Source organism: Sphingomonas sp. Root720 (assembly GCF_001428605.1).
Taxonomy (GTDB): domain Bacteria; phylum Pseudomonadota; class Alphaproteobacteria; order Sphingomonadales; family Sphingomonadaceae; genus Rhizorhabdus.
In genome coordinates this window covers 1,295,576-1,318,391 of record NZ_LMID01000001.1, presented here as the reverse complement: position 1 = coordinate 1,318,391, position 22,816 = coordinate 1,295,576, and the positions used below count along the sequence as shown (strand labels likewise).

The following is a 22,816-nucleotide window of genomic DNA, read 5'->3' as shown; positions in this document are numbered from 1 at the left end:
CAAAGTCGCTGGTTCGGGCAGCGGAAACCCTTGGTTCGATGCGCTTTCCAAGCCGGCGTTGATGCCGCCCGGCTGGGCGTTCGGCGCGGCGTGGTCCAYTCTCTATGTGCTGATGGGGCTGGCTCTGGCGCTCGTGCTGAATGCTCGAGGTGCCAAAGGGCGCGGCGTCGCAATCACGCTATTCCTTATCCAATTKGGGTTGAACCTTGCTTGGTCGCCCGTCTTCTTCGCCATGCATAAGATCATGCTGGCATTCGGTCTGATCGTGGCCATCCTGTTTTGGGCCGGCGCGACGACGGTGGCTTTCTGGAGGATCCGGCCGGTCGCAGGGATGCTGATGCTGCCCTATCTGATATGGTTGCTGTTTGCGGGTGTGTTGAACTGGCAGATCCATCAACTAAATCCCTATGGGGTGACGATGATGCAGTCGGTCGGCGACACGCAGATCGTCATCCAGTGACGCGCCTCCTCTCGGTGAAATCGGACGACTCCCATGCAATCTGAAAACCGCCTTTTCGACGATTTTGTGAAGCTGATGAACGGCGCGGCGGGAACGTTGGCGGGCGCCGGGCGAGAGGCCCAGTCTGCGCTCAAGGAACGATCCAAGGAATGGATCGCGGGCATGGATTTCGTGAGCCGCGAAGAGTTCGAAGCAGTCAAGGCGATGGCTACCGCCGCGCGCGATGAAGTCGAACTGCTGAAGGCGCGGTTGGATGCGATCACGCGGACTGACGGCGAGAGGCCATGAAGCTGATCATCTCGGGAAGCAAGGTGGGGTTCCAGACTTCATAATCTGCGAACTGCCTGCGGCTTTCACCGATTTCGATTTGTCCAGACTTTCCGAACCTGCCCGTTGGCAGCAAATAGAGGTGTGCACGGTGCTGTCCACGCATCAGGGCGGCGAGAATGAAATCGACTTTGTCCGACCGCGATCGTCGTACACGCCAGTGACCCCGACGGCCCGTCGAATGAAAGCTGCATATTCGCGGGGCAATAACGATCTCGCGGTCGACAGTGAGAAACTGGCCTGTCGGGGTTGCGGTGACGACGTGCCCGGCGGGCGCGAGCCATTTCGCGATATCCTTGGAAAGCGCCAGCTGTTCCGCCGATTGCCCGACATCGCGGTCACGTTTTGAGGGATCGTAGCGGATGCGGGCATAGGCCCTGATCAAGCTGCCAAACCGATTGTTGTAGGTTTTTGCCGCGGGAGGCGCCGCACCGCGGACCAACCTGGTGGTCAGAAACCCGTGCTTCGCCAACAGCCGCTTCAGATGCCCAAGAAGCTCGCGGTCGGTATAGTCTGCACGGCCCGCGCGCTTCTTGGATTGCGCAGCACGAAAAATCTCGTGCGTTACGAGCGGCTGAAAACCGTTGTCTCGGCGGACCCAATCGCGCTCGGCATTATAGACATATGCTGCGCCCAATTTGGACGACCGTTTGTTGTAGACATAGGTCCCGAGATAACGTTCAGCCTTGATGATCTGACGGATTTGCTGGCTGGACCATCTCGTCCCCTTGGCTGATGGGACATCGTTCTCATTCAAGATTCGGGCGATCTCAGCGTTCGACTGTCCCTCACCCGCGAGCCGGAATATGCGTCGAACGATAGCCACCTCCTCCGGATCCCCCGGGACGAGCACCACGCGATCGGTGGAAATGCTCTTGCGATCACCAGGCATCAGGAGCTGCTTCGGGTTGCCGTCCCGGTCGACCAGCAGGCGATGAAGACCGTAGCCGGCGCCTCCGCCCATTTTATAGCCCAGTGAGACCAACCGAGACTGGCCCGTCCAGACCTTTTCCGACAGTTCTCTGCTGTACTCACCGGCCATCAGGCGACGCAGGTTCTTCATGATGGCGGTGGAAGGGCTCCCATCGTTCGCGAAGGGCTCGGCGCAATAGTGAATCTGCACGCCCGCGCGGCGGCAGAGGAACTCGTAATAGGCGCTCTCGTCGGTATCCTGGAACCGACCCCACCGACTGATGTCATAGACAAGGATCGCATCGAAGGTGCGATCCGCGGCGAGGGCATCATGGAGCAGGGCCTGCAAAGCGTCGCGACCGTTGATCCTCAGGCCACTGCGCCCTTCGTCACTATAGGTGCGAACAACGTCAAAGCTGTTGGCGAGCGCATACGCACGAATGGCCGCTATCTGGTTCGTGGTCGAATAGACCTGCTTGTCAGTAGACATCCGCACATATTGGGCGGCTTTGAGGGGCGTTTGAGTTGCCATCTTACTCTCCATCGCTGAAGGATGGCGGGCAGGATCAGGCAGCTAGACCCAGCGCTTCCACCTTCGCGATGATCATAGTCTTGGCGATGGCCGCCAAGGTCTCGATGGACCAACTGCCAACCTTGCCGGCTGCACGCTTTACCGATCTCCAGATCGCGGGGTCGCGTATGGCATCGAGAAAATCATATCCTTCCCAGCTCAGCCGGATGCATACCCAAGGCTGCCGACCCGTTCGATCAGGAAAGTAGGTCACGAGAAAGCCTTTCTCTACGAGAAGGCGGGCATGGAAATGCACGGCTTCGTCGGTGTAGCCGGCGATGTCGGGCAGTCTTAGAACTTCGCAGCGATCGTCCGCTTCAACAGCTAAAAGTATCGCGCGGATAAGGTCTGAGTCGCGTCGCATGATGTTTTTGTTCCATATTTGTTCCTACATTTAAAGGGGGGATGCATGGCGCTGGGTGACGGCCGGCACTACAGTGCCGTAGGCGGGGGGCTTGGCCGGGCGGAGGCGGGATGATCGAAGATAAGGAGGTCTGGGCCTGCGCTCATCAATTGATGCGGCAATACGGCGACGCGGCGTCGTTCCATGCAGCTCAGCGGGCAGACGAACTACTTGCCGATAACGATCTGGAGGGCGTCAAAACCTGGGTGCGAATAGCTAACCGAATCGAGCAATTAGAGAAGCTTGGGCCCGATGGCCGCATCCATTGATGCCGCAATGACATCCCATTCGCGTCGGCGGATCATTCTCCCGGTTGACGTGCAGCAGATCAACATTAGGGAGGCGCGATGCCGAAAACGATCGCTTTGCCGAGCACCTTTACGATCTCTGCTCTTCCGCGTTTTACGCGTGAAATCGTAGGTCCAAATCTCGTTCCCAGCGCGGCGGCAATTGATCTCAACTTTTCGGCTATGAACTTCATCGATGGGACGGGATACACGGTGCTGAGCAACACCGTTGAATGGCTTCTCCACCACGACGTCCTTCTTCGTTTCACCAATTTCAATAACTTGGCGAGGCCGGCTATTGGCTACCTCGATGATTGTGGGTTTTTCTTCAAATATGCAGGGGAGGCGCTCCGAAGCGAGGCGTCTTGCCGATCGAGCACGATGCCCTGTGTCGCCGTCCAGCATGCTCATTCGTTTTCGTGGCTGGAGCGGGATTTCTCGCCTTGGCTCGGAGGAGAGTTAAGGAAGTCGCATGGCGAGCTTGGAAGCATCCGCACGTGCGTCAAAGAACTGTTTCATAACATCAACGATCATTCCGCGCAGAGCACCGGGTTTGTGCACGCGCAACACTACCCAACCAAGCGCGAGATCCGCATAACCGTGTCTGACTTCGGTCGGGGTATCCCTACAACCATCCGCGAGAAGTTTGGCGACATGGCGGATCATGCCGCAATTTTGCACGCTTCCCATGAGGGAGTGACGGCAAAAACCAAACCCAACAACATGGGGGCCGGCCTGAATTACCTGATCGATACGGTATCGGCGAACCGAGGTTTGGTCAGCATATACTCCCTATCTGGAAGTCTTCATACTTTTTGTGGTAAGGGCGGTGAGCCAGTGCGCCGAGCGCACGCTGGGAACGGGAACTATCCTGGCACGTTGGTTGACATTGCCCTGGATACACGCCTGTTCGTAGGCGATGAAGAAGAGAGAGTTGAAATCGAATGGTAGTTAGGGCCCTTGACCATGTGCGTCAGTGCTATAGCTCCGCTGACGGCGCGGTAATCAATCATGTTCTGCGGGATGCATTCGCGCAGGATTCCAAAGTCACGCTCTCTTTCGACGGTGTCGTCGACATCCCGTCGTCGTTTGTGAATGCTGCTCTGGTGCCGTTGCTGGATGAGGTTTCTTTCGATTGGCTCAAAAGCCATCTCGCCGTAGTCGACGCTAATCGGCAGATCGCGGACATGGTTCGTCGTTGTCTGGGTAACGCTAGCAGAACGAACGCAGCCTAGTTCGACTGGCTATTCCCTAACGGCGCGCGAAGGAGGAAGGCTGCTCTGCCGGCGCAGTTAGGCGGGCCCCGTTGGTCGGCCAGTATAACCTGTGGGGGCATCCATGGGGGCATTCGGAGGCACCTTATCTCGATCAAGCTATATAAACTGAGATATTTCTGCCGCTCTCGGTAGCTGCCGGGCCCACCAGCGCCATCCGGCACTCGCTTTGCAGTAGCTTCAGTCGTTCGGCAGCTTCAGTCGTCCGGCAGCTTCAGTCGTCCGGCAGCTTCAGTCGTCCGGCCAGACCGGGTCGACGAAATAGCCTTCATCCTCGGACGGTGGACTGGTTTCCTGCGCGCTCCGTTCGGGCAGGACGGGCTCGCTGCCGTCCAGCGACACGCGTATGATCGCGCCGTGGCGGGTCGCCTCCTGGAAGATCGCCCGGACATCCTCGCCACGGCGAATATGCCCGCCGATATAAGGCGCACGCTCGGCGGCGACATAGCCCAGCTGGATCCCGCGCGCCGAGAAGATCATGATGGCGTTGGGATCGGCGGGGTTGTCGGGCTCGGGAACGAGGTCGACCGGCTCGCCCGGCAGCGACGCCGCGATCTCGAAGCGGCGCGGGATCCTGCCGCGTGTCTTCGGCTTGCGATTGGCGTGGTCGACGCCCTTGACCAGCAGGGAGAGCTGCCGGGGCATCGGTCAGTTGCGTCGCCCGGACCGCGAGCGGCGGCCCGAGCCGCCGCCGAACCAGCGCAGCACGATGAAGATCACCGTCGGCCAGAACACCGTGTTGACCACGTCGCTCGTCGTGTCGGGCATCCAGCGGCCATGATGGAGCCGGTCGAAGATCTCATTGATGAGCTCGCCGGCATAGACGCAGGCCAGCGGGATCGGCGAGGTCAGCGCCCGGCGGGTGACGAGCTTCGCGATGACGAGGATCAGCAGACCGGCGTGGACGTGGAGCAGGCGGTCCTCGAAACCGGTTTGCGCCGCGGTCCATTCCACGAAGCGGATATAGGTCTCTACGACCCAGTGGATTTTTTCTTTCAGCACCTTGCCCTGCTGACGGGCTTATGGCCGCACGTCAACAAGGGCGACCGCGGCCCGCCTGTGCCGGGCGCGTTCAGGCCGGAGATCGTTCGCGCGCCTCGCGAGGTAGCCGCGGCGTCGTTCGTCGATCCTGTCTGCCGGACAGCCCTGCCGGAGCGTTAAAGCGGGCGGAACCATTACGGGTCAGAAACTTTTTACGGCTGGAAGCGCCTAGAGCCGTGTCGGCCAGGAGCTGCCGGCTTGGAGACCGCTTTGACAGACCATCCTCCCGACGATGCCCCGCCGAGACCGGTCGACGTCGTCGCGCTTCACGAGCATGGTCCGCCGCCCGCCGATTTTCGCGCGTCGTTCCTCGCGGGGATGGAGCGGCGTCAGAAGAGCCTGATCGGTTCGATGCTGCTCGATCGTCGGTCGCCGGCCTTCCGTCGTCTCTGCGCCCTGCCCGAATATTATCTCCACCGCGCCGAGCTGGAGATCGTGCGCGACCGGGCGGTGACGATCGCCCGCATGGTCGGCCCCGCGGCGCAGCTCGTCGATTTCGGACAGGGCTTCGCCCCGCAGGCGTCGCTGCTGCTGGCGACCCTCGACCGGCCCTGGGGGTATGTCGCACTCGACCGCGATCGCGACAGGCTGCTCGACGACGCGCGCCGGGTGCAGCGTCGCTATCCGCACCTGTGGGTCGAAGCGGTTCTGGCCGATTTGCGGATCGCCTTCGATCTGCCTCCCAATGCCGGCGGTGGGCGGCGGCTGGGCTATCTGCCCGGCAATGCGATCGGCACGTTCAATCCGCCAGAGGCGCTCGCGATGCTGTCGCTCTGGGCGCGGGAGCTTCGCGAGCGCGGTCTGCTCCTGATCGGGGTCGATCTGCGCAAGAGCGTACTGATCCTCGAGGCGGCCTATGACGACGCGCAGGGCCTGAACCGCGCTTTGATCTTCGACGTGCTGCGGCGTGCGAACCGCGAACTCGGCGCCGATTTCGACGAGCGGCTGTTCGAGCATCGCGTCCGCTTCGACATGGCCGGCGGGCGGGTGACCGGGGACCTCGTCAGTCTCGGCGTCCAGGAGGTCCGGATCGGCGACCGGCGAATCCGTTTCGAGCGGGACGAGGCGATCCACGTCGAGGAAAGCTGGAAATATTCGGTCGAGGATTTCCAGGCGCTCGCCCGCGGGGCGGGGTTCCGGCCGCTCGATGTCTGGTTCGATGCGAAGCGATTCTTCAGTCTCCACCTGCTCGAAGCCGGGACCTGAGCCAGGCGTTCTTCAGGGTCTGGCCAGCCGGGCCGCGGCTCGGTACATCGGCGATCATGCCTGGTCCCAGCTTCGATCTCGAAACCGCCCATCCGATGCCGCTTGCCGGAGTCGACGAAGCGGGCAGGGGCCCGCTGGCGGGGCCGGTCGTCGCGGCGGCGGTGATCCTCGACCGCGGGCGCGTGCCGCGGGGGATCGACGATTCGAAGAAGCTCTGTGCCGAGGCGCGCGCCGACCTCTGCCTGAAGATCCGTGACGTGGCGGTTCATGTCGGCGTCGGTGTCGCGACGGTCGAGGAGATCGACGAGATCAACATATTGTGGGCCTCGATGCTGGCGATGGAGCGTGCGGTGGCGGCGCTCGGCATCGAGCCCGCCATGGTGCTGGTCGACGGCAATCGCTGCCCGCGCTGGACCCGGCCATCGCAATGGGTGATCGGCGGCGACGCGCTCTGCCTGTCGATCGCGGCGGCCTCGATCGTCGCCAAGGAGGAACGCGACCGGATGATGGCCGAATATGACGCGCATCATCCGGGCTATGGCTGGAGCCAGAACAAGGGCTATGGCACCCCCGCCCATCTCGCAGCACTTGCCCGGCTGGGCCCGTCGCCGCTCCATCGGCGCAGCTTCGCGCCGATCGCCCAATATTCGCTGTTCGCGGTGCAATCCTCCTCGGCGGCCTGAGCCTCAGCTGCCGCCGACATAGTCGAGGCAGCCGCGCCGGAAGGCCCAGCTGTCCCCTGGGCATTCCCCCGGCAGACGGACCGCGGCGAGCGCGGCCCAGCGATAGCCCAGGTCGCGCTCGCTGCACTGGTCGCAGCGCGTGGCGGTCATCGCATCGCCGGCGCCATCGGCGGCGTCGGCCGCCTCGAACGGTTCCCCGGCTTCGGCCGGCGCGAACAGCGAGGGCGGGTCGATCGGGCCGTAGTGGTTGAGTCGAAGCCCGTGGACGGCGGAGCCTCCGGCGGTGACGCCGCCCACGACCGCGGCCAGCGCACAGAGCAGCGAGGGGGATATCCGGCGGGGCGACGGCAATCTCATGATTGCGGAAACGGTGAAAAAAGCCGCTCGTTCCGATTTTTTTTCGGGAAGGCAAAAGGGTGAGTCCTTCGTGCCACACCACAAGGGATTGAGTCCCCGCCCCTGGTTCAGACTCAATATGAAGTAGCGGACTCCTTTCGTTCGCACGCTGCGTCGAAATCTCAGATTCGACAGCCAAAACATTGATCTTGACCGAAGAGTCCCGATGACTCACCCTTGGAGCAATTCGAAGGGGGATGGTTTTTCATGGGTGTTCTCGAAAAAATTCCGGCGACCCGCCGGGCACGGCGGGCGACTGCGGAGGCTGTGCAGCCGGTGCGGCTGCCGCTGAACGAGATACTCCGCGGCGACTGCATCGAGACGATGCGCGCGTTGCCCGACCGCTGCGTCGACATGATCTTCGCCGATCCGCCCTATAATCTCCAGCTCGGCGGCGACCTGCACCGCCCCGACGGCAGCCAGGTCGACGCTGTCGACGACGACTGGGACAAGTTCGACACCTTCGCCGCCTATGACCGCTTCACCCGCGACTGGCTGCGCGAGGCGCACCGCATCCTGAAGGACGACGGCACGATCTGGGTGATCGGCAGCTATCACAACATCTTCCGCGTCGGCACCGCGCTGCAGGACCAGGGCTTCTGGATCCTCAACGACATCGTCTGGCGCAAGGCGAACCCGATGCCCAATTTCAAGGGCACCCGCTTCACCAACGCGCATGAGACGCTGATCTGGTGCTCGAAGGCGGAAAAAGCGAAATATACCTTCAACTACCGCACGATGAAGGCGCTCAACGACGACATCCAGATGCGGTCGGACTGGACCCTGCCGATCTGTTCGGGGGGCGAACGGCTCAAGGACGACGACGGCCACAAGGCGCACCCGACCCAGAAGCCCGAGAGCCTGCTCTACCGGGTGATGCTGGCCTGCACCGAGCCGGGCGACCTCGTCCTCGATCCCTTCTTCGGCACCGGTACCACCGGCGCCGTCGCCCGCCGCCTGGGCCGCCGCTGGATCGGCATCGAGCGCGAGGGCAAATATATCAAGGTCGCCACCCAGCGCATCGCCGCCAGCCTGCCACTCGACGAGAGCGCGATGATGTCGATCCCGGAAAGGAAGGCCACGCCGCGCGTCGCCTTCGGCCTGCTCGTCGAGAGCGGCCTGATCCCGGCGGGTTCTACCCTGACCGACAGCAAGCGTCGCTGGAAGGCAATGGTCCGCGCCGACGGCGTGCTGGCGGGCCCCGATGGCGCAACCGGTTCGATCCACGGCCTCGGCGCCCAGCTCCAGAACGCGCCGTCGTGCAACGGCTGGAGCTTCTGGCATGTTGAGACCGCTACGGGCATCGAACCGATCGACGCCCTGCGCCAGCGCCACCTGGCCGAACTCGGGGCCTGAGCCCGACCGGTTCAAAATGAACCGGATCGGCACTGGATTTGACCGCCGTTTTCCCTGATGTCCGGATAGGTGGTGCAATGTCGCAAGTCGGCATTCGCCGCGAGAGGCAAAAGGAGCGAATGCGCGTGCGCGGATGTGTCGCGGCCTGGCTGGGTCTGTTGCTTGCGGGGCCGGGGGAGGCGGCGTGGCACGAGGTCACGACGCCGCACTTCGTCATCTATTCGGAAGGTTCGACCGATCGGACCAGGCGCTTCGCCGTCGATCTGGAAAATTTCGACGAAGCTGCACAAACGGCGTTGGACCTCGACGATCGGAAGGGCGACAATCCCAATCCGCTGACGGTGTTCGTCGTCGACAATGTCAATGCGGTGAAGAAGCTCTGCGAGGGCGGTCAGGCGCCTGATCGCGCCAAGGCCGCCTGCCGCTATATCGGCGGCTTCTACCAGGGGCGCGTGTCGGGCTCGGTGGCCTTTGTGCCGCGTAACGCCGGGAGTGGTCCGCTCGAGCTCGACGCCCGCACGGTATTCTTCCACGAATATGTCCATCACCTGATGCTGGCGCACTCCCATGCCGCCTATCCCGCCTGGTATGTCGAGGGTTTCGCCGAGCTCATCTCCAACGTGGAACTGCGGAGCAACGAGATCATCATCGGCTATCCGGCCCGGAGCCGATCGATGTCGCTTTATGGCGACGACAAGATGCCGGTCTGGGAGCTGATGGCCGCCAATCCTTCGGCGCTGAGCCCGGACCGTCGCTCGACATTCTACGCCCGAGCCTGGCTGCTGACTCATTTCCTGACCTTTTCGGAGGAGCGGAAATCGCAGCTCACCCAATATCTCCAGGCCATTAATCAGGGAAAATCCTCCGACGCGGCGGCGCGGGGGGCGTTCGGCGATCTCCAGCAACTTGATCGCGAGGTCCAGGCCTATCTCATCCGCAATCGGTTCGCCTATCTGCCCGTCGCCGTGACGCAGCCGGCACCAGAGACGATCAAGTTGCGGCAATTGACGCCGGGCGAAGCGGCGATGATGCCGGTACGGCTGCAATCGCAACGCATGGTCGACAGCCGAACAGCGCCACTCGTCGCGGCTGATGCGCGCCGCATCGCGGCGGCCTGGCCCAATGATCCCGAGGTCCAGCTGATCCTGGCTGAGGCGGAACTGGATGCGGGCGATGCCATGGCTGCGGAAGCCGCTGCGGACAGGGCGCTGGCGGCCGATCCGGCGATGCGGGGCGCGATGATCTTCAAGGCGCAGGCACTGATGAAGCGAGCCCAGGACGAGAACCGCTTCGACGACGTGACCTGGCGAACCGCGCGAAGCTGGCTGCTGAAGGCGAACAAGCTGGAGCCCGACGCGGCCTGGCCGCTGATGCTGTTCTACAGCAGCTTTCTGCAACAGGGCGAGAAGCCGACCCGCAACGCGGTTTCCGCGCTGGAGAGAAGCGCCGAGCTGACCCCGCAGGATGGCCAGGTCAGGATGATGCTGGTCAGCCAGTATCTTCGTGACAGGCAGCTCAAAGCCGCACGCTCATGGCTGGTACCGCTGGCCTTCGATCCGCATGCGTCGGCGGGAAACCCTGCACGCCGGCTGCTGGAGCGGCTCGATCGTGACGGCCTCGCCGTGGTCGAGGGGCCAGGGGCAGGCCTGATCGACGAACCGGTACTGGAACTGCCGCCGGAAGATCAGTAGCCCAGGTGTATGACGGCTTTCTCGCGCTACGCCCGGCTCTATTTCCAGCCGACCGCCTTCGTCGCCTCGCCCTTCGGACATGATGGCGCCGTCGTGCGGCTGGCGGGAGGACTGGTGTGGTTTTCCGCTTATGAGGTGATCGCGGTCGATGCCGGGGCGCGGGTCGGATCGCGGCTGGTGCCGGTCGCGGCGATCGACGATTTCATTGCGACCCTGTCCGACGAGCAGGCGGAGATCGCGCGGACGACGATCGCGCGGATCACGGCACCGCGGTGCCCCTTCGCGCTGGGAGAGCGCGTGCTGCGGCTCGATCAGCCGCAGATCATGTCGATCCTCAACATGACGCCCGACAGCTTCTCCGACGGCGGCCAGTATCTGGACGACCCAGCCGCTGCCACGGCGAGCGGCTTCGCGGCGATGGATGCGGGGGCGACGATCGTCGACGTCGGCGGAGAATCGACCCGGCCCGGTGCCAAGCCCGTGTGGGAAGGCGACGAGATCGCTCGGATAGAACCGATCGTGCGCCGGCTGGCGGCGGGCGGGGCGATCGTCTCGATCGATACGCGCAAAGCGGCGGTGATGGAGGCCGCGCTGGCGGCGGGCGCGGCGATCGTCAACGACGTCTCCGCGCTGACCTACGACCCGCAGGCGGCGGCGTTGCTCGCCCGGCACGCCTGTCCGGTGGTGCTGATGCATCATCAGGGCGATCCGGAGACGATGCAGCGCGAGCCGCGCTACGGCGATGCGCTGGTCGAGGTCTACGACTGGCTGGAGCAACGGATCGCCTTTGCCGAGGCCGCCGGTATCGCGCGCGACCGGATCATCGTCGATCCCGGCATCGGCTTCGGCAAGAACCTTCGGCACAATCTCCAGATCCTGAACAGTCTGGCGCTGTTCCACGGTCTCGGTTGCCCAATCCTGCTGGGCGCCAGCCGCAAGCGCATCATCGGCGCGCTGTCGAACGAGGCTGGGGTCGACGAGCGCCTCGGCGGCTCGGTCGCGCTGGCGCTGCACGGGGCGCAGCAGGGCGCGCAGATTCTGCGGGTGCACGACGTGCCCGAGACGCTCCAGGCGATCCGGGTGTGGCGCGGGTTGCGGGACGAAGCGCTGACGCCCCCTATCCACTAGTCGTCATGCCAGCGGAGGCTGGGCCTTTGCATGAGGCGTCCGGTCTCTCTGCGTCATGCCGGCGGAGGCCGGCATCTCAGGCGGCTCCTACCTCGCGCTCGTCTCCGCTCTTCGGAGGGGGCAGCTTCACTCCTCCGCCGGGATGTCGAGTTATGCAAAGGCCCGGCGAAGGCTGGGATCCATGTCTGTTCTCTCCGCGATGGCCATCTGGCTGATGAGAGACATGGACCCCAGCCTTCGCTTGGGTGACGTTGGGAGAAGAAACGGAGCCGCAGGCTCCGCAAGGCCGAACGGCCGCCCGAGCTTATGCGAGGTAGCCAAGCGAGGCGGAGGCCTCGCGCCCGGCGCCTGAGGGCGCCAACAAACTACGCGTCGATGACGTCTTCGTCGACGCTGGCCGCATTGGCCTGGATGAAGGCGAAGCGGTGTTCGGGGTTCTTGCCCATCAGCCGGTCGACGAGATCGCGGACGCTGGCGCGCTCCTCATATTCCTGGGGGAGCATGACGCGCAGCATCGTGCGGGTCTTCGGATCCATCGTCGTTTCGCGCAGCTGCTGCGGGTTCATCTCGCCCAGACCCTTGAAGCGCGCGACATCGACCTTCTTGCCCTTGAACGCCTTGGCCTCGATCTCGGCGCGGTGGGCGTCGTCCATCGCGTAGACGCTCTTGGTGCCCGCGGTCAGCCGGTAGAGCGGCGGCTGGGCGAGATAGAGATGACCCTCGCGGACGAGGTCGGGCATCTCCTGGAAGAAGAAGGTCATCAGCAGGGTCGCGATGTGCGCGCCGTCGACATCGGCGTCGGTCATGATCACGACCCGCTCGTAGCGCAGCAGATCGACATTGCAGCGCTCGCGCGTGCCGCAGCCGAGCGCCTGGATCAGGTCGGCGATCTCCTGGTTCGCGCCGATCTTCGCGCTGTTGGCCGAGGCGACGTTGAGAATCTTGCCGCGGATCGGCAGGATCGCCTGGGTCTTGCGGTCGCGCGCCTGCTTGGCCGAGCCGCCGGCGCTGTCGCCCTCGACGATGAAGATCTCGGTACCCTCGGGCGAATCATTGGCGCAGTCGGTCAGCTTGCCGGGCAGGCGCAGCTTGCGGCCCGAGGTCGCGGTCTTGCGCTTGATCTCCTTCTCGGCCTTGCGGCGCAGGCGATCGTCCATCCGGTCGAGCACGAAGGAGAGCAGCGCCTTGCCGCGCTCCATATTGTCGGCAAGGAAATGGTCGAAATGGTCGCGCACCGCATTCTCGACCATGCGCGCCGCGTCGGGCGAGGTCAGCCGGTCCTTGGTCTGGCTCTGGAACTGCGGGTCGCGGACGAACACCGACAGCATCTGCTCGGACCCGGTGACGATGTCGTCGGCGGTGACGTCCTTGGCGCGCTTGTTGCCGACCAGCTCGGCGAAAGCGCGGATGCCCTTGACCAGCGCCGCGCGCAGGCCGGCCTCATGCGTGCCGCCATCGGGGGTCGGAATGGTGTTGCAATAATAGCTGTAGGAACCCTCGGACCAGAGCGGCCAGGCGACCGCCCATTCGACCAGACCGTTATTCTCGCCGGGGAAGGTCTGCTTGCCGGTGAAGAACTGGCTCGTCGCGCATTCGCGATCGCCGATCTGCTCGCGCAAATGGTCGGCCAGCCCGCCGGGGAACTGGAAGGTCGCCTCGCTGGGCGTGTCGTCGCCGATCAGCGAGGGGTCGCATTTCCAGCGGATCTCGACGCCGGCGTAGAGATAGGCCTTCGACCGGGCGAGGCGCATCAGTCGGCCAGGACGGAAATGCGCGCTGGCGCCGAAGATCTCGGGATCGGGCTGGAAGGAGACGCTGGTACCGCGCCGGTTGGGCGCCGCGCCCATCTTCTCGAGCGGCGTGACGGCGTGCCCGCGCGCGAAGCGCTGGCGGAACAGCTCCCGGTTGCGGGCGACCTCGATCACCGTCTCGGTCGACAGCGCATTGACCACCGAGACGCCGACCCCGTGCAGGCCGCCCGAGGTCGCATAGGCCTTGCCGTCGAACTTGCCGCCCGAGTGGAGCGTGGTGAGGATGACCTCGAGCGCCGACTTGTCGGGGAATTTCGGATGCGGGTCGACCGGAATGCCGCGCCCGTTGTCGATCACGGTCAGGCGGTTGCCCGCCTGCAGCGACACCTCGATCCGGTTGGCATGGCCCGCGACCGCCTCGTCCATCGCATTGTCGAGCACTTCGGCGGCGAGGTGATGATAGGCGCGCTCGTCGGTGCCGCCGATATACATGCCGGGGCGCCGCCGGACGGGTTCGAGCCCCTCGAGCACCTCGATCTGCGAGGCGTCGTAATTGCCGGAGCTGGTGGACGGTGCGGAGGCGAAGAGATCGTCGGACATTGGGACCGACTATAGGGCCGCTCGACGGGAAAAGGGAAGCGCCTGCCTCCGTCGCGCCGTCGAAACCCGGCAAGAAGCCCCCGAAGGACCGTGGATCCGTTCGCTACCCGTGCCGACCGAAGATCAACCGCAGCTTACCCTGACCACGGTGCCGCTGGCGTCGGTCTCGATATTCAGGCGATCGCGCCGGAAATCCATCGTCACTGCCTGGCCGGGGGCGATCACGCGCACCGACCTGGCGCCGGCGGCTGTGCGGGCTTCCTCGGCGACGGCGGTGCCGTTGCGGCCGACATAGGCCTCGACGCGCGCGGCATCGCAGGCGACCGGCGGCACCACGTTCGATTCAGGCACCGCCTGGCCCGGCTCGGAAACCGTCGTCGTGCATCCGCCCAGCGCCAGCGCCGACAGTCCGATCACCCATGGCCGCATCGATCATCCCCTCGCGATTGTTCGCGGGAGATTATCTGACGCGCGGACCGCCGAAGGGCAAGGGGGGCGGCGGGCGACGGTCGCGGCGGGGCAGCTGCGCCTGATAGGCGACCGAGCAATGGCCGAGGCAATAGGGGAAGCCGGGATTGATCGGCTCGCCGCAGAAATGGAAGTCCGGCTCGCCCGGATGGCCGAGCGGCCATTTGCAGACCTTGTCGTTGAGCTCGAGCAGGCTCGTCTTGTCCGCCATGTCGGCCGAGGGCTTGGCGGGCACGAGGCGGCGCGGCGGAGCCGGCGGGATCGGCGAGCTCTGTTCGCCCGGCGTCTGGCGCTGGAAGCCGCCGGGGCCGATCGAGCGGACGATCGGCTGCGGGGTCGTCGGCGCAGCGACCGGAGCGGCGGCGGCCGCGGCCGCGGGCGGCGGCGAGACCGCGGCGGGTGCCGGGGCGGGGCGGGGCGGGGGCGGAGACCTTTCGGGGGCCGGGGCTGCCGCTGCCGGGCTGCTGCCCGATGCGGCGGCGGCGTCGCCGCCCTTCACCGGGGAGGGGCGCGCTTCGAGGCCGAGGCGATGGGCCTTGCCGATCACCGCGTTGCGGCTCACGCCGCCCAGATCGTCGGCGATCTGGCTCGCCGTCATCCCCTGTCCCCACAGGCGCTTGAGCTGGTCTATCCGTTCTTCCGTCCAGGACATGCTTTCACCTCGTCTACACCCGCGCCCGGACACTCCAGGCTCTTGCAGGCGGGGCGGGGAGCCGATAGGCGAAATGCCCATGAGCGACCAGCCCAAAAAATTCGTGATTCCCACGCCAGGCGAGCCGGTGATCCCGTTCTTCAACTGGGGGGGAATGCGCGCCCTCTATGTGAAGGAGGTGAAGCGTTTCTTCAAGGTCCAGCTGCAGACAATCTGGGCGCCGGCCTTCACGACCCTGCTGTACCTGATCATTTTCACCGTCGCGCTCGGCCGCGGCGGCCGCGAGGTGATGGGGCATCCCTTCGCCACCTTCGTCGCGCCCGGCCTGATCGTGATGGGCATGATGAACGCCGCCTTCGCTAATTCCAGCTTCTCGCTGCTGGTCGGCAAGATGCAGGGAACGATCATCGACTATCTGATGCCGCCGCTGTCGACGGGGGAGATGCTGGCCGCGCTGGTCGGCGCCTCGGTGACGCGCGCCATTCTGGTCGGCCTGGCGCTATGGGTCGCGATGCTGTTCTGGCCGGGCGTCGACGTCATGCCGCGCCATGTGTGGGCGGTGGCGTGGTTCGGCTTCATGGGATCGCTGCTGCTCACCCTCGTCGGGGTGCTGACGTCGATCTGGGCCGACAAGTTCGACCATGCCGCCGCGATCCAGAACTTCGTGGTGGGCCCGCTTTCGCTGCTGTCGGGCACCTTCTATTCGATCGAAAGCCTGCACGGGGCGTTCCAGACGATCAGCCACGGCAACCCGTTCTTCTATGTGATCTCGGGCTTTCGCTACGGTTTCCTGGGCACCTCGGATTCGCCGATCCTGATCGGCGCGCTCGGGCTGCTGGCGGTCAACCTGCTGCTCGTCTGGGCCAACTATACCGCGCTCGATCGCGGCTGGAAGATCAAGAGCTGAGATGAGATCCGTCATCCGGCGAATGCGGTTGCCTAAGGCTCGATTGGCGGCCCTCGCCGGTTGACGCGGACAAGAATAGGGCCGCCCCTGATACGCCGGGACGGCCCTGGTACTCAGGCTCGTGAGCCTTACTTGTAGCGACGGCGACCGTGCTTATCGACGTAGTACTTCCGGCCGTAGCTATCGCGATAATAGCGACGGTCCTTGTTGAGGGTGTTGAGCAGCGCGCCACCCGCGCCGCCGATCAGGGCGCCCTCGCCGACCGACAGGCCGGGGATGACCGCACCGGCGACGACGCCGCCCGCGGCACCGATGCCTGCACCACGAAGAATATGGTCGGCGCTCTGTGCAAAGGCGGGAGCGCCCGCACCGGCGACCGACAGGGCGGTGGCCGCCGCAATGATCTTGATCGTCTTCATGATAAGGTCCCTTCCTTAATTCGTGCCAGTAGAACGTAGCCGCCCGACATGGGTTCCGCCGTTCATCTGACGTTGTTTTTAGTAGGGAAGGTCAACTGAACGGCTGCTGAAAGCGCCGTTCATCTGCTGGATTTAGATCCAGCCCTCGAACACTTGGTCGCGCGGGCGATGGCCGTCAGCCCATTGGCGGATATTGGCGATTACCCGCTCGCCGGTCTCGGCACGGCCCTCGAAGGTGGCCGATCCCATATGCGGGAGCAACACGACGTTATCGAGGGCCAGCAGCCGCGGGTCGACCGCGGGCTCGTGCGCGAAGACGTCGAGGCCGGCGCCCGCGATCTCGCCGCGCTCGAGCCGGTCGATCAGCGCCTCCTCGTCGATGATCGGGCCGCGCGCGGTGTTGATCAGGTAGATATGCTCGGGCAGCAGCGCCAGCCGCCGCGCGTCGATCAGATTCTCGGTCTCGGGCGTGTGCGGACAGTGGATCGAGATGATGTCGCTTTCGACCAGCAGCCGGTCGAGATCGGGCTCGTAGCGGGCGGCGAGTTGCTGCTCGACGACGTCGGGCAGGCGGTGGCGGTTATGATAGCCGACGGTCAGGTTGAATGCGGCCGCGCGCCGCGCGACGGCCCGGCCGATCCGGCCCATGCCGATGATGCCCAGCCGCTTGCCCGAAATCCGGTGGCCCAGCATCGCCGCCGGGCTCCAGCCGGTCCAGCTGCCCGACCGCACCAGCTTCTCGCCCTCGGCGAGGCGGCGCGGGACCGACAGGATCAGCGCCATCGTCATGTCGGCGGTGTCCTCGGTCAGGACGCCGGGGGTGTTGGTGACGATCACGCCGGCGGCGCGGGCGGCCTTCAGGTCGATATGGTCGACGCCATTGCCGAAATTGGCGATCAGCCGCAGCGTGCCCCGGCCCGCCGCGATGACGTCGGCATCGACATGGTCGGTGATGGTGGGAACGAGCACGTCGCAGCGCGCGGCGGCGGCGGCGAGTGCCTGCCGGTTCAGTGCCAGGTCGCTATCGCTCAGTTCGACGTCGAACAATTCGCTCATCCGCGCCTCGACCTGGGGAGGGAGGCGCCGGGTGACGACCAGCCGGGGGCGGCGGGGGCGATCTTGCTCGGTCATGGACCGTCGCTAATCCCGCCCGCCGCCAAGCGCAAGCGGGCGCGTCTCGACTCTTGAACGGCGGTTGCCGGCCTCTACTATGGGGGGGCGGAGCCGATTGGGGAACGACGTTGAAAAAACCGGGCTGGATACCGCTGGGGATGCTGCTGATCGCGGTCGCCGGCGTGGGAGAGGGAATGGCGCAGGAGCGCAGCGTGCCCTATTGGGCGTCGATCGCGACAGGCAATGCGCTGCTGCGCACCGGACCGGAGCGCACCTATCCCGCCACCTGGCGCTATCGCCGCCGCGACCTGCCGGTGCAGGTGGTGCAGGTCTATGGCAACTGGCGGCGCATCCGCGAGCAGGATGGGACCGAGGGCTGGATGCTCGCCACCCTGCTGAGCGCGACGCGGACCGCGGTCGTCACCGGCGATGCCGCCGCGCCGATGCATGCCGATCCGAGCGCCGGTTCGAGCCTGAACTGGCGCGCCGAGCCCGGCGTGGTCGGCCGGATCAGCAAGTGCGAAAGCGACTGGTGCCTGTTCGATGTCGGCGGCAAGCGCGGCTATGTCCAGGTCGAGCATATCTACGGCGTCGACGCGGGCGAGGTGGTGGAGTGACGGCTGGGCCGAGAATCGAGACGGCACGCCTGATCCTGCGGCCGCACCGGATCAGCGACTACGAGGCTTGCTGCGCGTTGACCAGCGATCCCGAAGCGGTGCGGATGATCTACCAGAATCCGATGAGCCGTGAAGATTGCTGGCACCGCCTGCTGCGCTTCGCGGGCCATTGGTCGCTGCTCGGCTATGGCCTGCTGGTCGTCGAGGAGAAGGCGAGCGGCCGGGTGGTGGGAGAGGTCGGCCTTGCCGATTTCCACCGCGGCCTGGGCGAGGATTTCGACCCCTTTCCCGAAATGGCCTGGATGATGTCGACCGAGGTCCATGGGCGCGGCTATGCGACCGAGGGTGCCCAGGCGGCGCTGCGCTGGATGGAGGGCGCCTTCGCGCCCGAGCGGACCGTCTGCATCATCGATCCCGCCAATACGGCCTCGCTGCGGGTCGCCGAGAAGCTCGGCTTCCATCCGATCGGCAATGCGGAATATAAGGGCAAGCAGGTCCTCAAGCTGCGGCGCTTCGCCACCCCGCGCTAGCCCGGCCGACGGCGGATATCGGACCGTCGCAAAAAGTTCGCGGGGCTGTCGGATAAGCGGTCACGGACTCGTCGTACGGACGTCGGGGCGGCGCCCCGTCGATCGCCTAGCGGTCGCCCTGTGACGAAGGAGGATGCCATGTCCCGGATTACCCCCTGCCTGTGGTTCAAGGATCAGGCCGAGGAGGCCGCCCGCTTCTACTGCTCGATCCTGCCGGACTCGCGCATCGACGCTGTCCACCGCGCCACCGTCGATTCGCCCGGCCCGAAGATCGGCGACGTGCTGCTGGTCGAGTTCACCCTGGCGGGTCAGAAGTTCCAGGCGATCAACGGCGGCATGGACGCCCAATATGGCCTGGCGGTGTCGATGTCGTTCGGCGCGCGCGACCAGGCCGAACTCGACCGGGTCTGGGACGGGCTGCTCGAGGGCGGCGCGGCGCAGCAATGCGGCTGGCTGGCCGATCGCTACGGCCTGCACTGGCAGATCGTTCCCGAGAATATGGGGGCGATCATGGCCGATCCGGCGAAGGCCAGGGCGGCGATGACCGAAGTGTTTAAGATGGTGAAGATCGATATCGCGACGATCGAGAAAGCCGTCGCCGACGCCTGAGCGGGAGAAACGACATGTCCGGCAAATTCTTCTGGTACGAACTGACGACCGACGACCGCGCCGCGGCCGAGGCCTTCTATGCGAAGGTGATCGGCTGGACGCTGTCGCCCTTCGGCCCGCCCGAGGACCCCTATATGATCGTCGAGGCGGGCGGCCGTGGCGTCGGCGGCATCATGACGATGCCGAGCGAAGCCCGCGACGGCGGCATGAAGCCCTGCTGGGTCGGCTATGTCCATGTCACCGACATCGACGCGGCGGTGAAGAAGATCGCCGACGGCGGCGGCAAGGTCCATCGCGCGCCCGAGATGATCCCCACCATAGGCCGCTTCGCGGTCTGCGCCGATCCGCAGGGGGCGATCTTCAACATGCTCCAGCCCGACAGCACCGAAGAGATGCCGCCGGTGCCGATGGGCACGGTCGGCGCGATCGACTGGCACGAACTGCATAGCAGCGACGGGCAGGGTGGCCTGAAATTCTATGCCGAGCAGTTCGGCTGGTCGGCCACCGAAGCGCTGGATATGGGCCCGATGGGCACCTATCAGATGTTCGCGATGGAACCCGCCACGGTATCGGCCGAATGCGGCGTCACCGTCGGCGGGATGATGACCGATCCGCAGGCGCCGCAGCCATACTGGACCTTCTATTTCCACGTCGAGGACATCGATGCGGCGATCGGCCGGATCAAGGACAATGGCGGCGCCATCCTGTTCGGACCGCAGGAAGTCCCCGGCGGCGCGTGGATAGCCAACGCGCTCGATCCGCAGGGCGCGACGTTCTCGGTCGCGGGGCCGCGCGCGAAGGCCTGACCGTCGCCTATGTCCGCCATCCCGTTTTCGTGGGGATGGCGGACCGCACGGTCGAGCCCTAGCTGTAGTTGAAGCTGATGCTGATCCGGTCGCCCTTGGCGGCGCTCGGCGGCACTTCGTGACGCAGCCAGCTCTCCCACAGCAGCAGCATGCCCGGCCGGGGTTCGGCATAGACGAAGCTGCGGCTGTCCTCGGGCGCGTCGAGCGTTCGGGGCGGAGCCGCCATCATCAGCGGCAGGCGCGGGTCCTCCAGCTTCAACCCGCCCGAGCCAGGCGGCACGCAGACGTAGAAGGTACCCGAGACCACGCTGTGCGGGTGGATATGGCCCGAATGGGTGGCGCCCGGCTTCATCAGGTTGACCCACAGGCTGTCGAGCTTCGGCCGGCGCCCGAGGTCGAGATGCGAGGCCTCGGCGAACCGGCGGACATGGCCGTTGAGCAGCCTGACGAGGTCGCCGATGACTGGGTCGCGCGACGGCAGGTCGTTCAGCGACGCATAGGAGGTGTAGCCGCGATAGCCGTGCGCCTTCGACCAGGTCCGTCCGGCGCGATCCTCGGCGGCGAGCGCCCGGACCGCGTCCGCAAGTTCCTCGATCAGCGCGGGCTTGTCGATCATCGCTTCATAGAGGCGGGTGACGAAGAGGGTGCGAATGGACATGTCCGCCCCAAGCATGGACGGCGGCCGAGTTCAAGTCGCGCGAGGGGCTCCACGGCGGTGGGGGATCAGCGGGGCTCGCCTTTCAGCAATGCCACCGCCTTGGCCAGCGCCAGGTCGTTCGGCTCCGTCGCCGTGGGCACGCGATAGCGCGGCGTGAAGCCGTTGCCTTCCAGCCGGACGCCGTTCGCGGTCCGTATGTCATATTCGGCGATGGTGATGCGGCCGCCGCCGGGCAGGTCATGGTCGACCCCGCCCGTGACCGCGCCCGCGCTGCGCTGGCCGACGCTGAACGCGCGGCCGTTCTCGTCGAGGAAGAAGGCCAGGATCTCGGCGGCGCTCGCCGTATCGGGGCCGACGACCACCGCCAGCGGCCCCAGATAGGCCCTGTCGCCCGATCCGCGCGTCTTCTCCTCGATGCTGCGCTTGCCGGTGAGGCGGATCAGCACCCGCCGCTCGGGGGTGAAGATGCCCGCCACCTTGTCGAGCACGTCGTCGCGGCCGCCGCCATTGCCGCGCAGATCGAGGATCACGCCGCGCAGGCCGGGTGTCTCCTCGATCGCCTGCCGGATCCAGCGGTCGTCGCCCGGATCGAACTGGTTGAAGCTGAGCAGCAGCAGCCCTCCGTCGAGCCGTACCAGCCGCCGGGCCGGCGGCATGTCGCGTTCCTCGGGCGGCTCCTTCGACCAGGCGATCTGGCTCGGGCTGGTCGCATAGACATGGCTGTCGTCGAGCTGGTCGAGCATGCGGTTGACGACGGCGTAGAGCTGCTTCTCGTCGCGCGCGGCCACCGCCTGCGGGTAGAAGCGGTCGCGGATCGCGCCCCAGTCGTTGCCGCCCAGGCTGCGGTCCCAATAGCGATCGCCCGCCAGTTCCCAGGCCCGGTCGAACACGCGTTCGTTGAGCCTATCCTCGCGCGCCACCGCGCCGGCGCCCGCCATGGCGATCAGGCAGACCAGGAGCGCGCTTTGGAGCGGGCGGCGCATCAGCCGTCACTCCCTTCGAAGGCGCAGCGCAGCGTCAGCACATGGCTGTTGCCGTCGAACAGCGCCTCGCCGCATCGGTCGAGCCGGTCGCGCGCGACCAGCACGACCGGCCAGGCTTCCTGCAGCGGAACCTTCTTCCTCACGACGATGTCCCGGGGTTCGTTAGGGTCGGCGGGGAAATAGTGCCGGCCCCCGAAGTCGGCGGTGCGCACCGCGATCGAGAGATAGCGGAAGCCCGCGACCGATGCGGCCCGGTCGAGGTGCAGGACCGATATGGGGCGCTCGACCCCGAAGGCCGCGACGGTGGTGCCGCCGTCGGTCAGGTGGCCGCCCTGCGCGGCGGCGAGCATCGCTCCCGCCGCGGCAGTGGCGACACTGTTCTGGCGATGCAGGGAGAATTGCACGAAGATCGTCTCGCGTCCTATGGGCGTGGCTGCCTGGGGGCCGTGCTCGCTGCTGTCGTCGATCAGGAAATCCACGCTGCGTTCGTCCGAGCCGGCTTCGGGACGGGAGAAGCGGATCGTCGCGTAAGGTAGCAGGCCGATGCCGATCTCGCCATCGACGCCCGCGCAGCAATCGCGTCCGTGCGACGCGACCGTCACCAGCAACCGCCGGCCGTTGAGCGTGATCGGGGCGGCGGCCTGGACCCCCTTGAGGGTCTCTCGGCCCACCAGCGCATCGAACCCCGCGTCGAAGCGGAAGCGACGGTCGGGCGGGTCGGCGGCGAGGCGGTCGGCGGCGTCGGGATTGAGCTCGATCAGCCGCTTCTGGTCGAGCGCGACCCTGAGCCGGAGCGGAACCTCGCCGATCTTCACGTCGATCACCGGATCGGTCATGTCGAGCCGGAGTTCGCCGGTGAAGGGCGGCGGCGCCTTGGGTCTCGCGGCGGCGGATGGCCCGGCCGCGAGCGCCCCCGCCATCAGGATCGGCACCAGCAGACGAGCCGTTCGCACCGCGCCGCCGCGCAT

28 protein-coding genes are annotated in these 22,816 nt (G+C 65.7%); 15 read left to right on the top strand and 13 right to left on the bottom strand.

Annotated features, from left to right (window positions below; translation table 11 throughout):
* Both ASE22_RS06075 and ASE22_RS06070 read left to right on the top strand, forming a co-directional pair.
* Nucleotides 1–460, top strand: a 460-nt coding sequence (locus tag ASE22_RS06075) for a TspO/MBR family protein (protein WP_056356380.1), incomplete at its 5' end; no start/stop codon positions are given.
* 33 nt (nucleotides 461–493) lie between these two features.
* Nucleotides 494–748 carry an accessory factor UbiK family protein gene (locus ASE22_RS06070; protein ID WP_056356133.1) on the top strand — a complete coding sequence of 85 codons (255 nt, stop codon included), beginning with the start codon at nucleotides 494–496 and terminating at the stop codon, nucleotides 746–748.
* On the opposite strand, the gene ASE22_RS06065 is transcribed toward ASE22_RS06070, so the two are convergent.
* Both ASE22_RS06065 and ASE22_RS06060 read right to left on the bottom strand, forming a co-directional pair.
* Entirely contained in the window at nucleotides 720–2,231 is a 1,512-nt protein-coding gene (locus ASE22_RS06065; protein ID WP_162248250.1) for a recombinase family protein, read from the bottom strand. The genes ASE22_RS06070 and ASE22_RS06065 overlap by 29 nt on opposite strands.
* Nucleotides 2,232–2,265: 34 nt before the next feature.
* Nucleotides 2,266–2,634: a DUF2513 domain-containing protein gene (locus ASE22_RS06060; RefSeq protein WP_056356129.1), complete on the bottom strand. Its 369-nt coding sequence runs from the start codon at nucleotides 2,632–2,634 to the stop codon at nucleotides 2,266–2,268.
* 110 nt (nucleotides 2,635–2,744) lie between these two features.
* On the opposite strand from ASE22_RS06060, the gene ASE22_RS06055 reads away from it, so the two are divergent.
* From ASE22_RS06055 to ASE22_RS06045, 3 genes are all read left to right on the top strand, one after another.
* Nucleotides 2,745–2,942, top strand: coding sequence for a DUF6961 family protein (locus ASE22_RS06055; RefSeq protein WP_056356127.1), 198 nt, complete (start codon nucleotides 2,745–2,747; stop codon nucleotides 2,940–2,942).
* Nucleotides 2,943–3,020: 78 nt separating this feature from the next.
* The gene (locus ASE22_RS06050; RefSeq protein WP_156397309.1) at nucleotides 3,021–3,911 is read left to right on the top strand and encodes an ATP-binding protein; all 891 of its coding nucleotides are present in this window, start codon (nucleotides 3,021–3,023) and stop codon (nucleotides 3,909–3,911) included.
* The gene (locus ASE22_RS06045) at nucleotides 3,905–4,195 is read left to right on the top strand and encodes an STAS-like domain-containing protein (protein ID WP_056356122.1); all 291 of its coding nucleotides are present in this window, start codon (nucleotides 3,905–3,907) and stop codon (nucleotides 4,193–4,195) included. Before ASE22_RS06050 ends, ASE22_RS06045 begins: the two co-directional genes overlap by 7 nt.
* 270 nt (nucleotides 4,196–4,465) lie before the next feature.
* On the opposite strand, the gene ASE22_RS06040 is transcribed toward ASE22_RS06045, so the two are convergent.
* A complete protein-coding gene (locus ASE22_RS06040) occupies nucleotides 4,466–4,879 on the bottom strand; it encodes an HIRAN domain-containing protein (RefSeq protein WP_056356117.1) in 414 nt (137 codons plus the stop codon).
* Between the two features lie 3 nt (nucleotides 4,880–4,882).
* Nucleotides 4,883–5,236: a hypothetical protein gene (locus ASE22_RS06035; RefSeq protein WP_056356115.1), complete on the bottom strand. Its 354-nt coding sequence runs from the start codon at nucleotides 5,234–5,236 to the stop codon at nucleotides 4,883–4,885.
* Between the two features lie 249 nt (nucleotides 5,237–5,485).
* Between ASE22_RS06035 and ASE22_RS06030 the strand changes: the two genes are divergently transcribed.
* Nucleotides 5,486–6,481, top strand: coding sequence for an L-histidine N(alpha)-methyltransferase (locus ASE22_RS06030; protein ID WP_056356113.1), 996 nt, complete (start codon nucleotides 5,486–5,488; stop codon nucleotides 6,479–6,481).
* 56 nt (nucleotides 6,482–6,537) lie between these two features.
* Nucleotides 6,538–7,164 carry a ribonuclease HII gene (locus ASE22_RS06025; RefSeq protein WP_056356112.1) on the top strand — a complete coding sequence of 209 codons (627 nt, stop codon included), beginning with the start codon at nucleotides 6,538–6,540 and terminating at the stop codon, nucleotides 7,162–7,164.
* A gap of 3 nt (nucleotides 7,165–7,167) precedes the next feature.
* Here ASE22_RS06025 and ASE22_RS06020 read toward each other — a convergent pair whose 3' ends face one another.
* Complete coding sequence (locus ASE22_RS06020) at nucleotides 7,168–7,521, bottom strand: hypothetical protein (protein ID WP_235536484.1); 354 nt, start codon at nucleotides 7,519–7,521, stop codon at nucleotides 7,168–7,170.
* Between the two features lie 246 nt (nucleotides 7,522–7,767).
* Here ASE22_RS06020 and ASE22_RS06015 point away from each other — a divergent pair, with 246 nt between their 5' ends.
* From ASE22_RS06015 to folP, 3 genes are all read left to right on the top strand, one after another.
* On the top strand, nucleotides 7,768–8,916 hold the full coding sequence (locus ASE22_RS06015) for a site-specific DNA-methyltransferase (protein ID WP_056356376.1): 1,149 nt from the start codon (nucleotides 7,768–7,770) through the stop codon (nucleotides 8,914–8,916).
* A 125-nt stretch (nucleotides 8,917–9,041) separates the two neighbouring features.
* Complete coding sequence (locus ASE22_RS06010) at nucleotides 9,042–10,607, top strand: hypothetical protein (RefSeq protein WP_156397310.1); 1,566 nt, start codon at nucleotides 9,042–9,044, stop codon at nucleotides 10,605–10,607.
* 9 nt (nucleotides 10,608–10,616) lie between these two features.
* A complete protein-coding gene (gene folP, locus ASE22_RS06005; RefSeq protein ID WP_056356108.1) occupies nucleotides 10,617–11,735 on the top strand; it encodes a dihydropteroate synthase in 1,119 nt (372 codons plus the stop codon).
* Nucleotides 11,736–12,100: 365 nt separating this feature from the next.
* Here folP and parE read toward each other — a convergent pair whose 3' ends face one another.
* The 3 genes from parE to ASE22_RS05990 form a co-directional block, all read right to left on the bottom strand.
* On the bottom strand, nucleotides 12,101–14,086 hold the full coding sequence (gene parE / locus ASE22_RS06000) for a DNA topoisomerase IV subunit B (protein ID WP_056356105.1): 1,986 nt from the start codon (nucleotides 14,084–14,086) through the stop codon (nucleotides 12,101–12,103).
* Nucleotides 14,087–14,209: 123 nt separating this feature from the next.
* On the bottom strand, nucleotides 14,210–14,515 hold the full coding sequence (locus tag ASE22_RS05995; protein ID WP_056356104.1) for an I78 family peptidase inhibitor: 306 nt from the start codon (nucleotides 14,513–14,515) through the stop codon (nucleotides 14,210–14,212).
* A 31-nt stretch (nucleotides 14,516–14,546) separates the two neighbouring features.
* Nucleotides 14,547–15,206 (bottom strand): GcrA family cell cycle regulator, encoded by a 660-nt coding sequence (locus ASE22_RS05990; RefSeq protein ID WP_056356102.1) that lies wholly within the window; start codon nucleotides 15,204–15,206, stop codon nucleotides 14,547–14,549.
* Between the two features lie 79 nt (nucleotides 15,207–15,285).
* Here ASE22_RS05990 and ASE22_RS05985 point away from each other — a divergent pair, with 79 nt between their 5' ends.
* Nucleotides 15,286–16,113: an ABC transporter permease gene (locus ASE22_RS05985; protein WP_056356100.1), complete on the top strand. Its 828-nt coding sequence runs from the start codon at nucleotides 15,286–15,288 to the stop codon at nucleotides 16,111–16,113.
* Nucleotides 16,114–16,241: 128 nt separating this feature from the next.
* Here ASE22_RS05985 and ASE22_RS05980 read toward each other — a convergent pair whose 3' ends face one another.
* Nucleotides 16,242–16,532 carry a hypothetical protein gene (locus tag ASE22_RS05980; protein WP_056356097.1) on the bottom strand — a complete coding sequence of 97 codons (291 nt, stop codon included), beginning with the start codon at nucleotides 16,530–16,532 and terminating at the stop codon, nucleotides 16,242–16,244.
* A 132-nt stretch (nucleotides 16,533–16,664) separates the two neighbouring features.
* On the bottom strand, nucleotides 16,665–17,663 hold the full coding sequence (locus ASE22_RS05975) for a 2-hydroxyacid dehydrogenase (protein WP_056356094.1): 999 nt from the start codon (nucleotides 17,661–17,663) through the stop codon (nucleotides 16,665–16,667).
* 140 nt (nucleotides 17,664–17,803) lie between these two features.
* Here ASE22_RS05975 and ASE22_RS05970 point away from each other — a divergent pair, with 140 nt between their 5' ends.
* The 4 genes from ASE22_RS05970 (at nucleotide 17,804) to ASE22_RS05955 (ending at nucleotide 20,207) form a co-directional block, all read left to right on the top strand.
* Nucleotides 17,804–18,262: an SH3 domain-containing protein gene (locus ASE22_RS05970; protein ID WP_056356092.1), complete on the top strand. Its 459-nt coding sequence runs from the start codon at nucleotides 17,804–17,806 to the stop codon at nucleotides 18,260–18,262.
* A complete protein-coding gene (locus ASE22_RS05965; protein ID WP_056356090.1) occupies nucleotides 18,259–18,792 on the top strand; it encodes a GNAT family N-acetyltransferase in 534 nt (177 codons plus the stop codon). Before ASE22_RS05970 ends, ASE22_RS05965 begins: the two co-directional genes overlap by 4 nt.
* 138 nt (nucleotides 18,793–18,930) lie before the next feature.
* Complete coding sequence (locus ASE22_RS05960) at nucleotides 18,931–19,401, top strand: VOC family protein (protein ID WP_056356373.1); 471 nt, start codon at nucleotides 18,931–18,933, stop codon at nucleotides 19,399–19,401.
* 14 nt (nucleotides 19,402–19,415) lie between these two features.
* Entirely contained in the window at nucleotides 19,416–20,207 is a 792-nt protein-coding gene (locus ASE22_RS05955) for a VOC family protein (protein WP_056356088.1), read from the top strand.
* A 58-nt stretch (nucleotides 20,208–20,265) separates the two neighbouring features.
* Here ASE22_RS05955 and ASE22_RS05950 read toward each other — a convergent pair whose 3' ends face one another.
* The 3 genes from ASE22_RS05950 to ASE22_RS05940 form a co-directional block, all read right to left on the bottom strand.
* Nucleotides 20,266–20,865, bottom strand: coding sequence for a TIGR02466 family protein (locus ASE22_RS05950; protein ID WP_056356086.1), 600 nt, complete (start codon nucleotides 20,863–20,865; stop codon nucleotides 20,266–20,268).
* A gap of 65 nt (nucleotides 20,866–20,930) precedes the next feature.
* Nucleotides 20,931–21,848, bottom strand: coding sequence for a S41 family peptidase (locus ASE22_RS05945; RefSeq protein ID WP_056356084.1), 918 nt, complete (start codon nucleotides 21,846–21,848; stop codon nucleotides 20,931–20,933).
* Nucleotides 21,848–22,801 carry a hypothetical protein gene (locus ASE22_RS05940; RefSeq protein WP_156397764.1) on the bottom strand — a complete coding sequence of 318 codons (954 nt, stop codon included), beginning with the start codon at nucleotides 22,799–22,801 and terminating at the stop codon, nucleotides 21,848–21,850. Before ASE22_RS05940 ends, ASE22_RS05945 begins: the two co-directional genes overlap by 1 nt.
* Nucleotides 22,802–22,816: the final 15 nt, after the last annotated feature.

Bases quoted from the DNA above. Each gene is read 5' to 3' on its own strand.
- ASE22_RS05960 (WP_056356373.1), top strand. From the start codon at position 18,931: ATGTCCCGGATTACCCCCTGCCTGTGGTTCAAGGATCAGGCCGAGGAG.
- ASE22_RS06050 (WP_156397309.1), top strand. From the start codon at position 3,021: ATGCCGAAAACGATCGCTTTGCCGAGCACCTTTACGATCTCTGCTCTT.
- ASE22_RS06065 (WP_162248250.1), bottom strand. From the start codon at position 2,231: ATGGCAACTCAAACGCCCCTCAAAGCCGCCCAATATGTGCGGATGTCT.
- ASE22_RS06040 (WP_056356117.1), bottom strand. From the start codon at position 4,879: ATGCCCCGGCAGCTCTCCCTGCTGGTCAAGGGCGTCGACCACGCCAAT.
- ASE22_RS05990 (WP_056356102.1), bottom strand. From the start codon at position 15,206: ATGTCCTGGACGGAAGAACGGATAGACCAGCTCAAGCGCCTGTGGGGA.
- ASE22_RS06060 (WP_056356129.1), bottom strand. From the start codon at position 2,634: ATGCGACGCGACTCAGACCTTATCCGCGCGATACTTTTAGCTGTTGAA.
- ASE22_RS05955 (WP_056356088.1), top strand. From the start codon at position 19,416: ATGTCCGGCAAATTCTTCTGGTACGAACTGACGACCGACGACCGCGCC.
- ASE22_RS05985 (WP_056356100.1), top strand. From the start codon at position 15,286: ATGAGCGACCAGCCCAAAAAATTCGTGATTCCCACGCCAGGCGAGCCG.
- parE (WP_056356105.1), bottom strand. From the start codon at position 14,086: ATGTCCGACGATCTCTTCGCCTCCGCACCGTCCACCAGCTCCGGCAAT.
- ASE22_RS05970 (WP_056356092.1), top strand. From the start codon at position 17,804: ATGCTGCTGATCGCGGTCGCCGGCGTGGGAGAGGGAATGGCGCAGGAG.
- ASE22_RS05950 (WP_056356086.1), bottom strand. From the start codon at position 20,865: ATGTCCATTCGCACCCTCTTCGTCACCCGCCTCTATGAAGCGATGATC.
- ASE22_RS05995 (WP_056356104.1), bottom strand. From the start codon at position 14,515: ATGCGGCCATGGGTGATCGGACTGTCGGCGCTGGCGCTGGGCGGATGC.
- ASE22_RS05945 (WP_056356084.1), bottom strand. From the start codon at position 21,848: ATGCGCCGCCCGCTCCAAAGCGCGCTCCTGGTCTGCCTGATCGCCATG.
- ASE22_RS06045 (WP_056356122.1), top strand. From the start codon at position 3,905: ATGGTAGTTAGGGCCCTTGACCATGTGCGTCAGTGCTATAGCTCCGCT.
- ASE22_RS06025 (WP_056356112.1), top strand. From the start codon at position 6,538: ATGCCTGGTCCCAGCTTCGATCTCGAAACCGCCCATCCGATGCCGCTT.
- ASE22_RS06055 (WP_056356127.1), top strand. From the start codon at position 2,745: ATGATCGAAGATAAGGAGGTCTGGGCCTGCGCTCATCAATTGATGCGG.
- folP (WP_056356108.1), top strand. From the start codon at position 10,617: ATGACGGCTTTCTCGCGCTACGCCCGGCTCTATTTCCAGCCGACCGCC.
- ASE22_RS05975 (WP_056356094.1), bottom strand. From the start codon at position 17,663: ATGACCGAGCAAGATCGCCCCCGCCGCCCCCGGCTGGTCGTCACCCGG.
- ASE22_RS06015 (WP_056356376.1), top strand. From the start codon at position 7,768: ATGGGTGTTCTCGAAAAAATTCCGGCGACCCGCCGGGCACGGCGGGCG.
- ASE22_RS05980 (WP_056356097.1), bottom strand. From the start codon at position 16,532: ATGAAGACGATCAAGATCATTGCGGCGGCCACCGCCCTGTCGGTCGCC.
- ASE22_RS06020 (WP_235536484.1), bottom strand. From the start codon at position 7,521: ATGAGATTGCCGTCGCCCCGCCGGATATCCCCCTCGCTGCTCTGTGCG.
- ASE22_RS06070 (WP_056356133.1), top strand. From the start codon at position 494: ATGCAATCTGAAAACCGCCTTTTCGACGATTTTGTGAAGCTGATGAAC.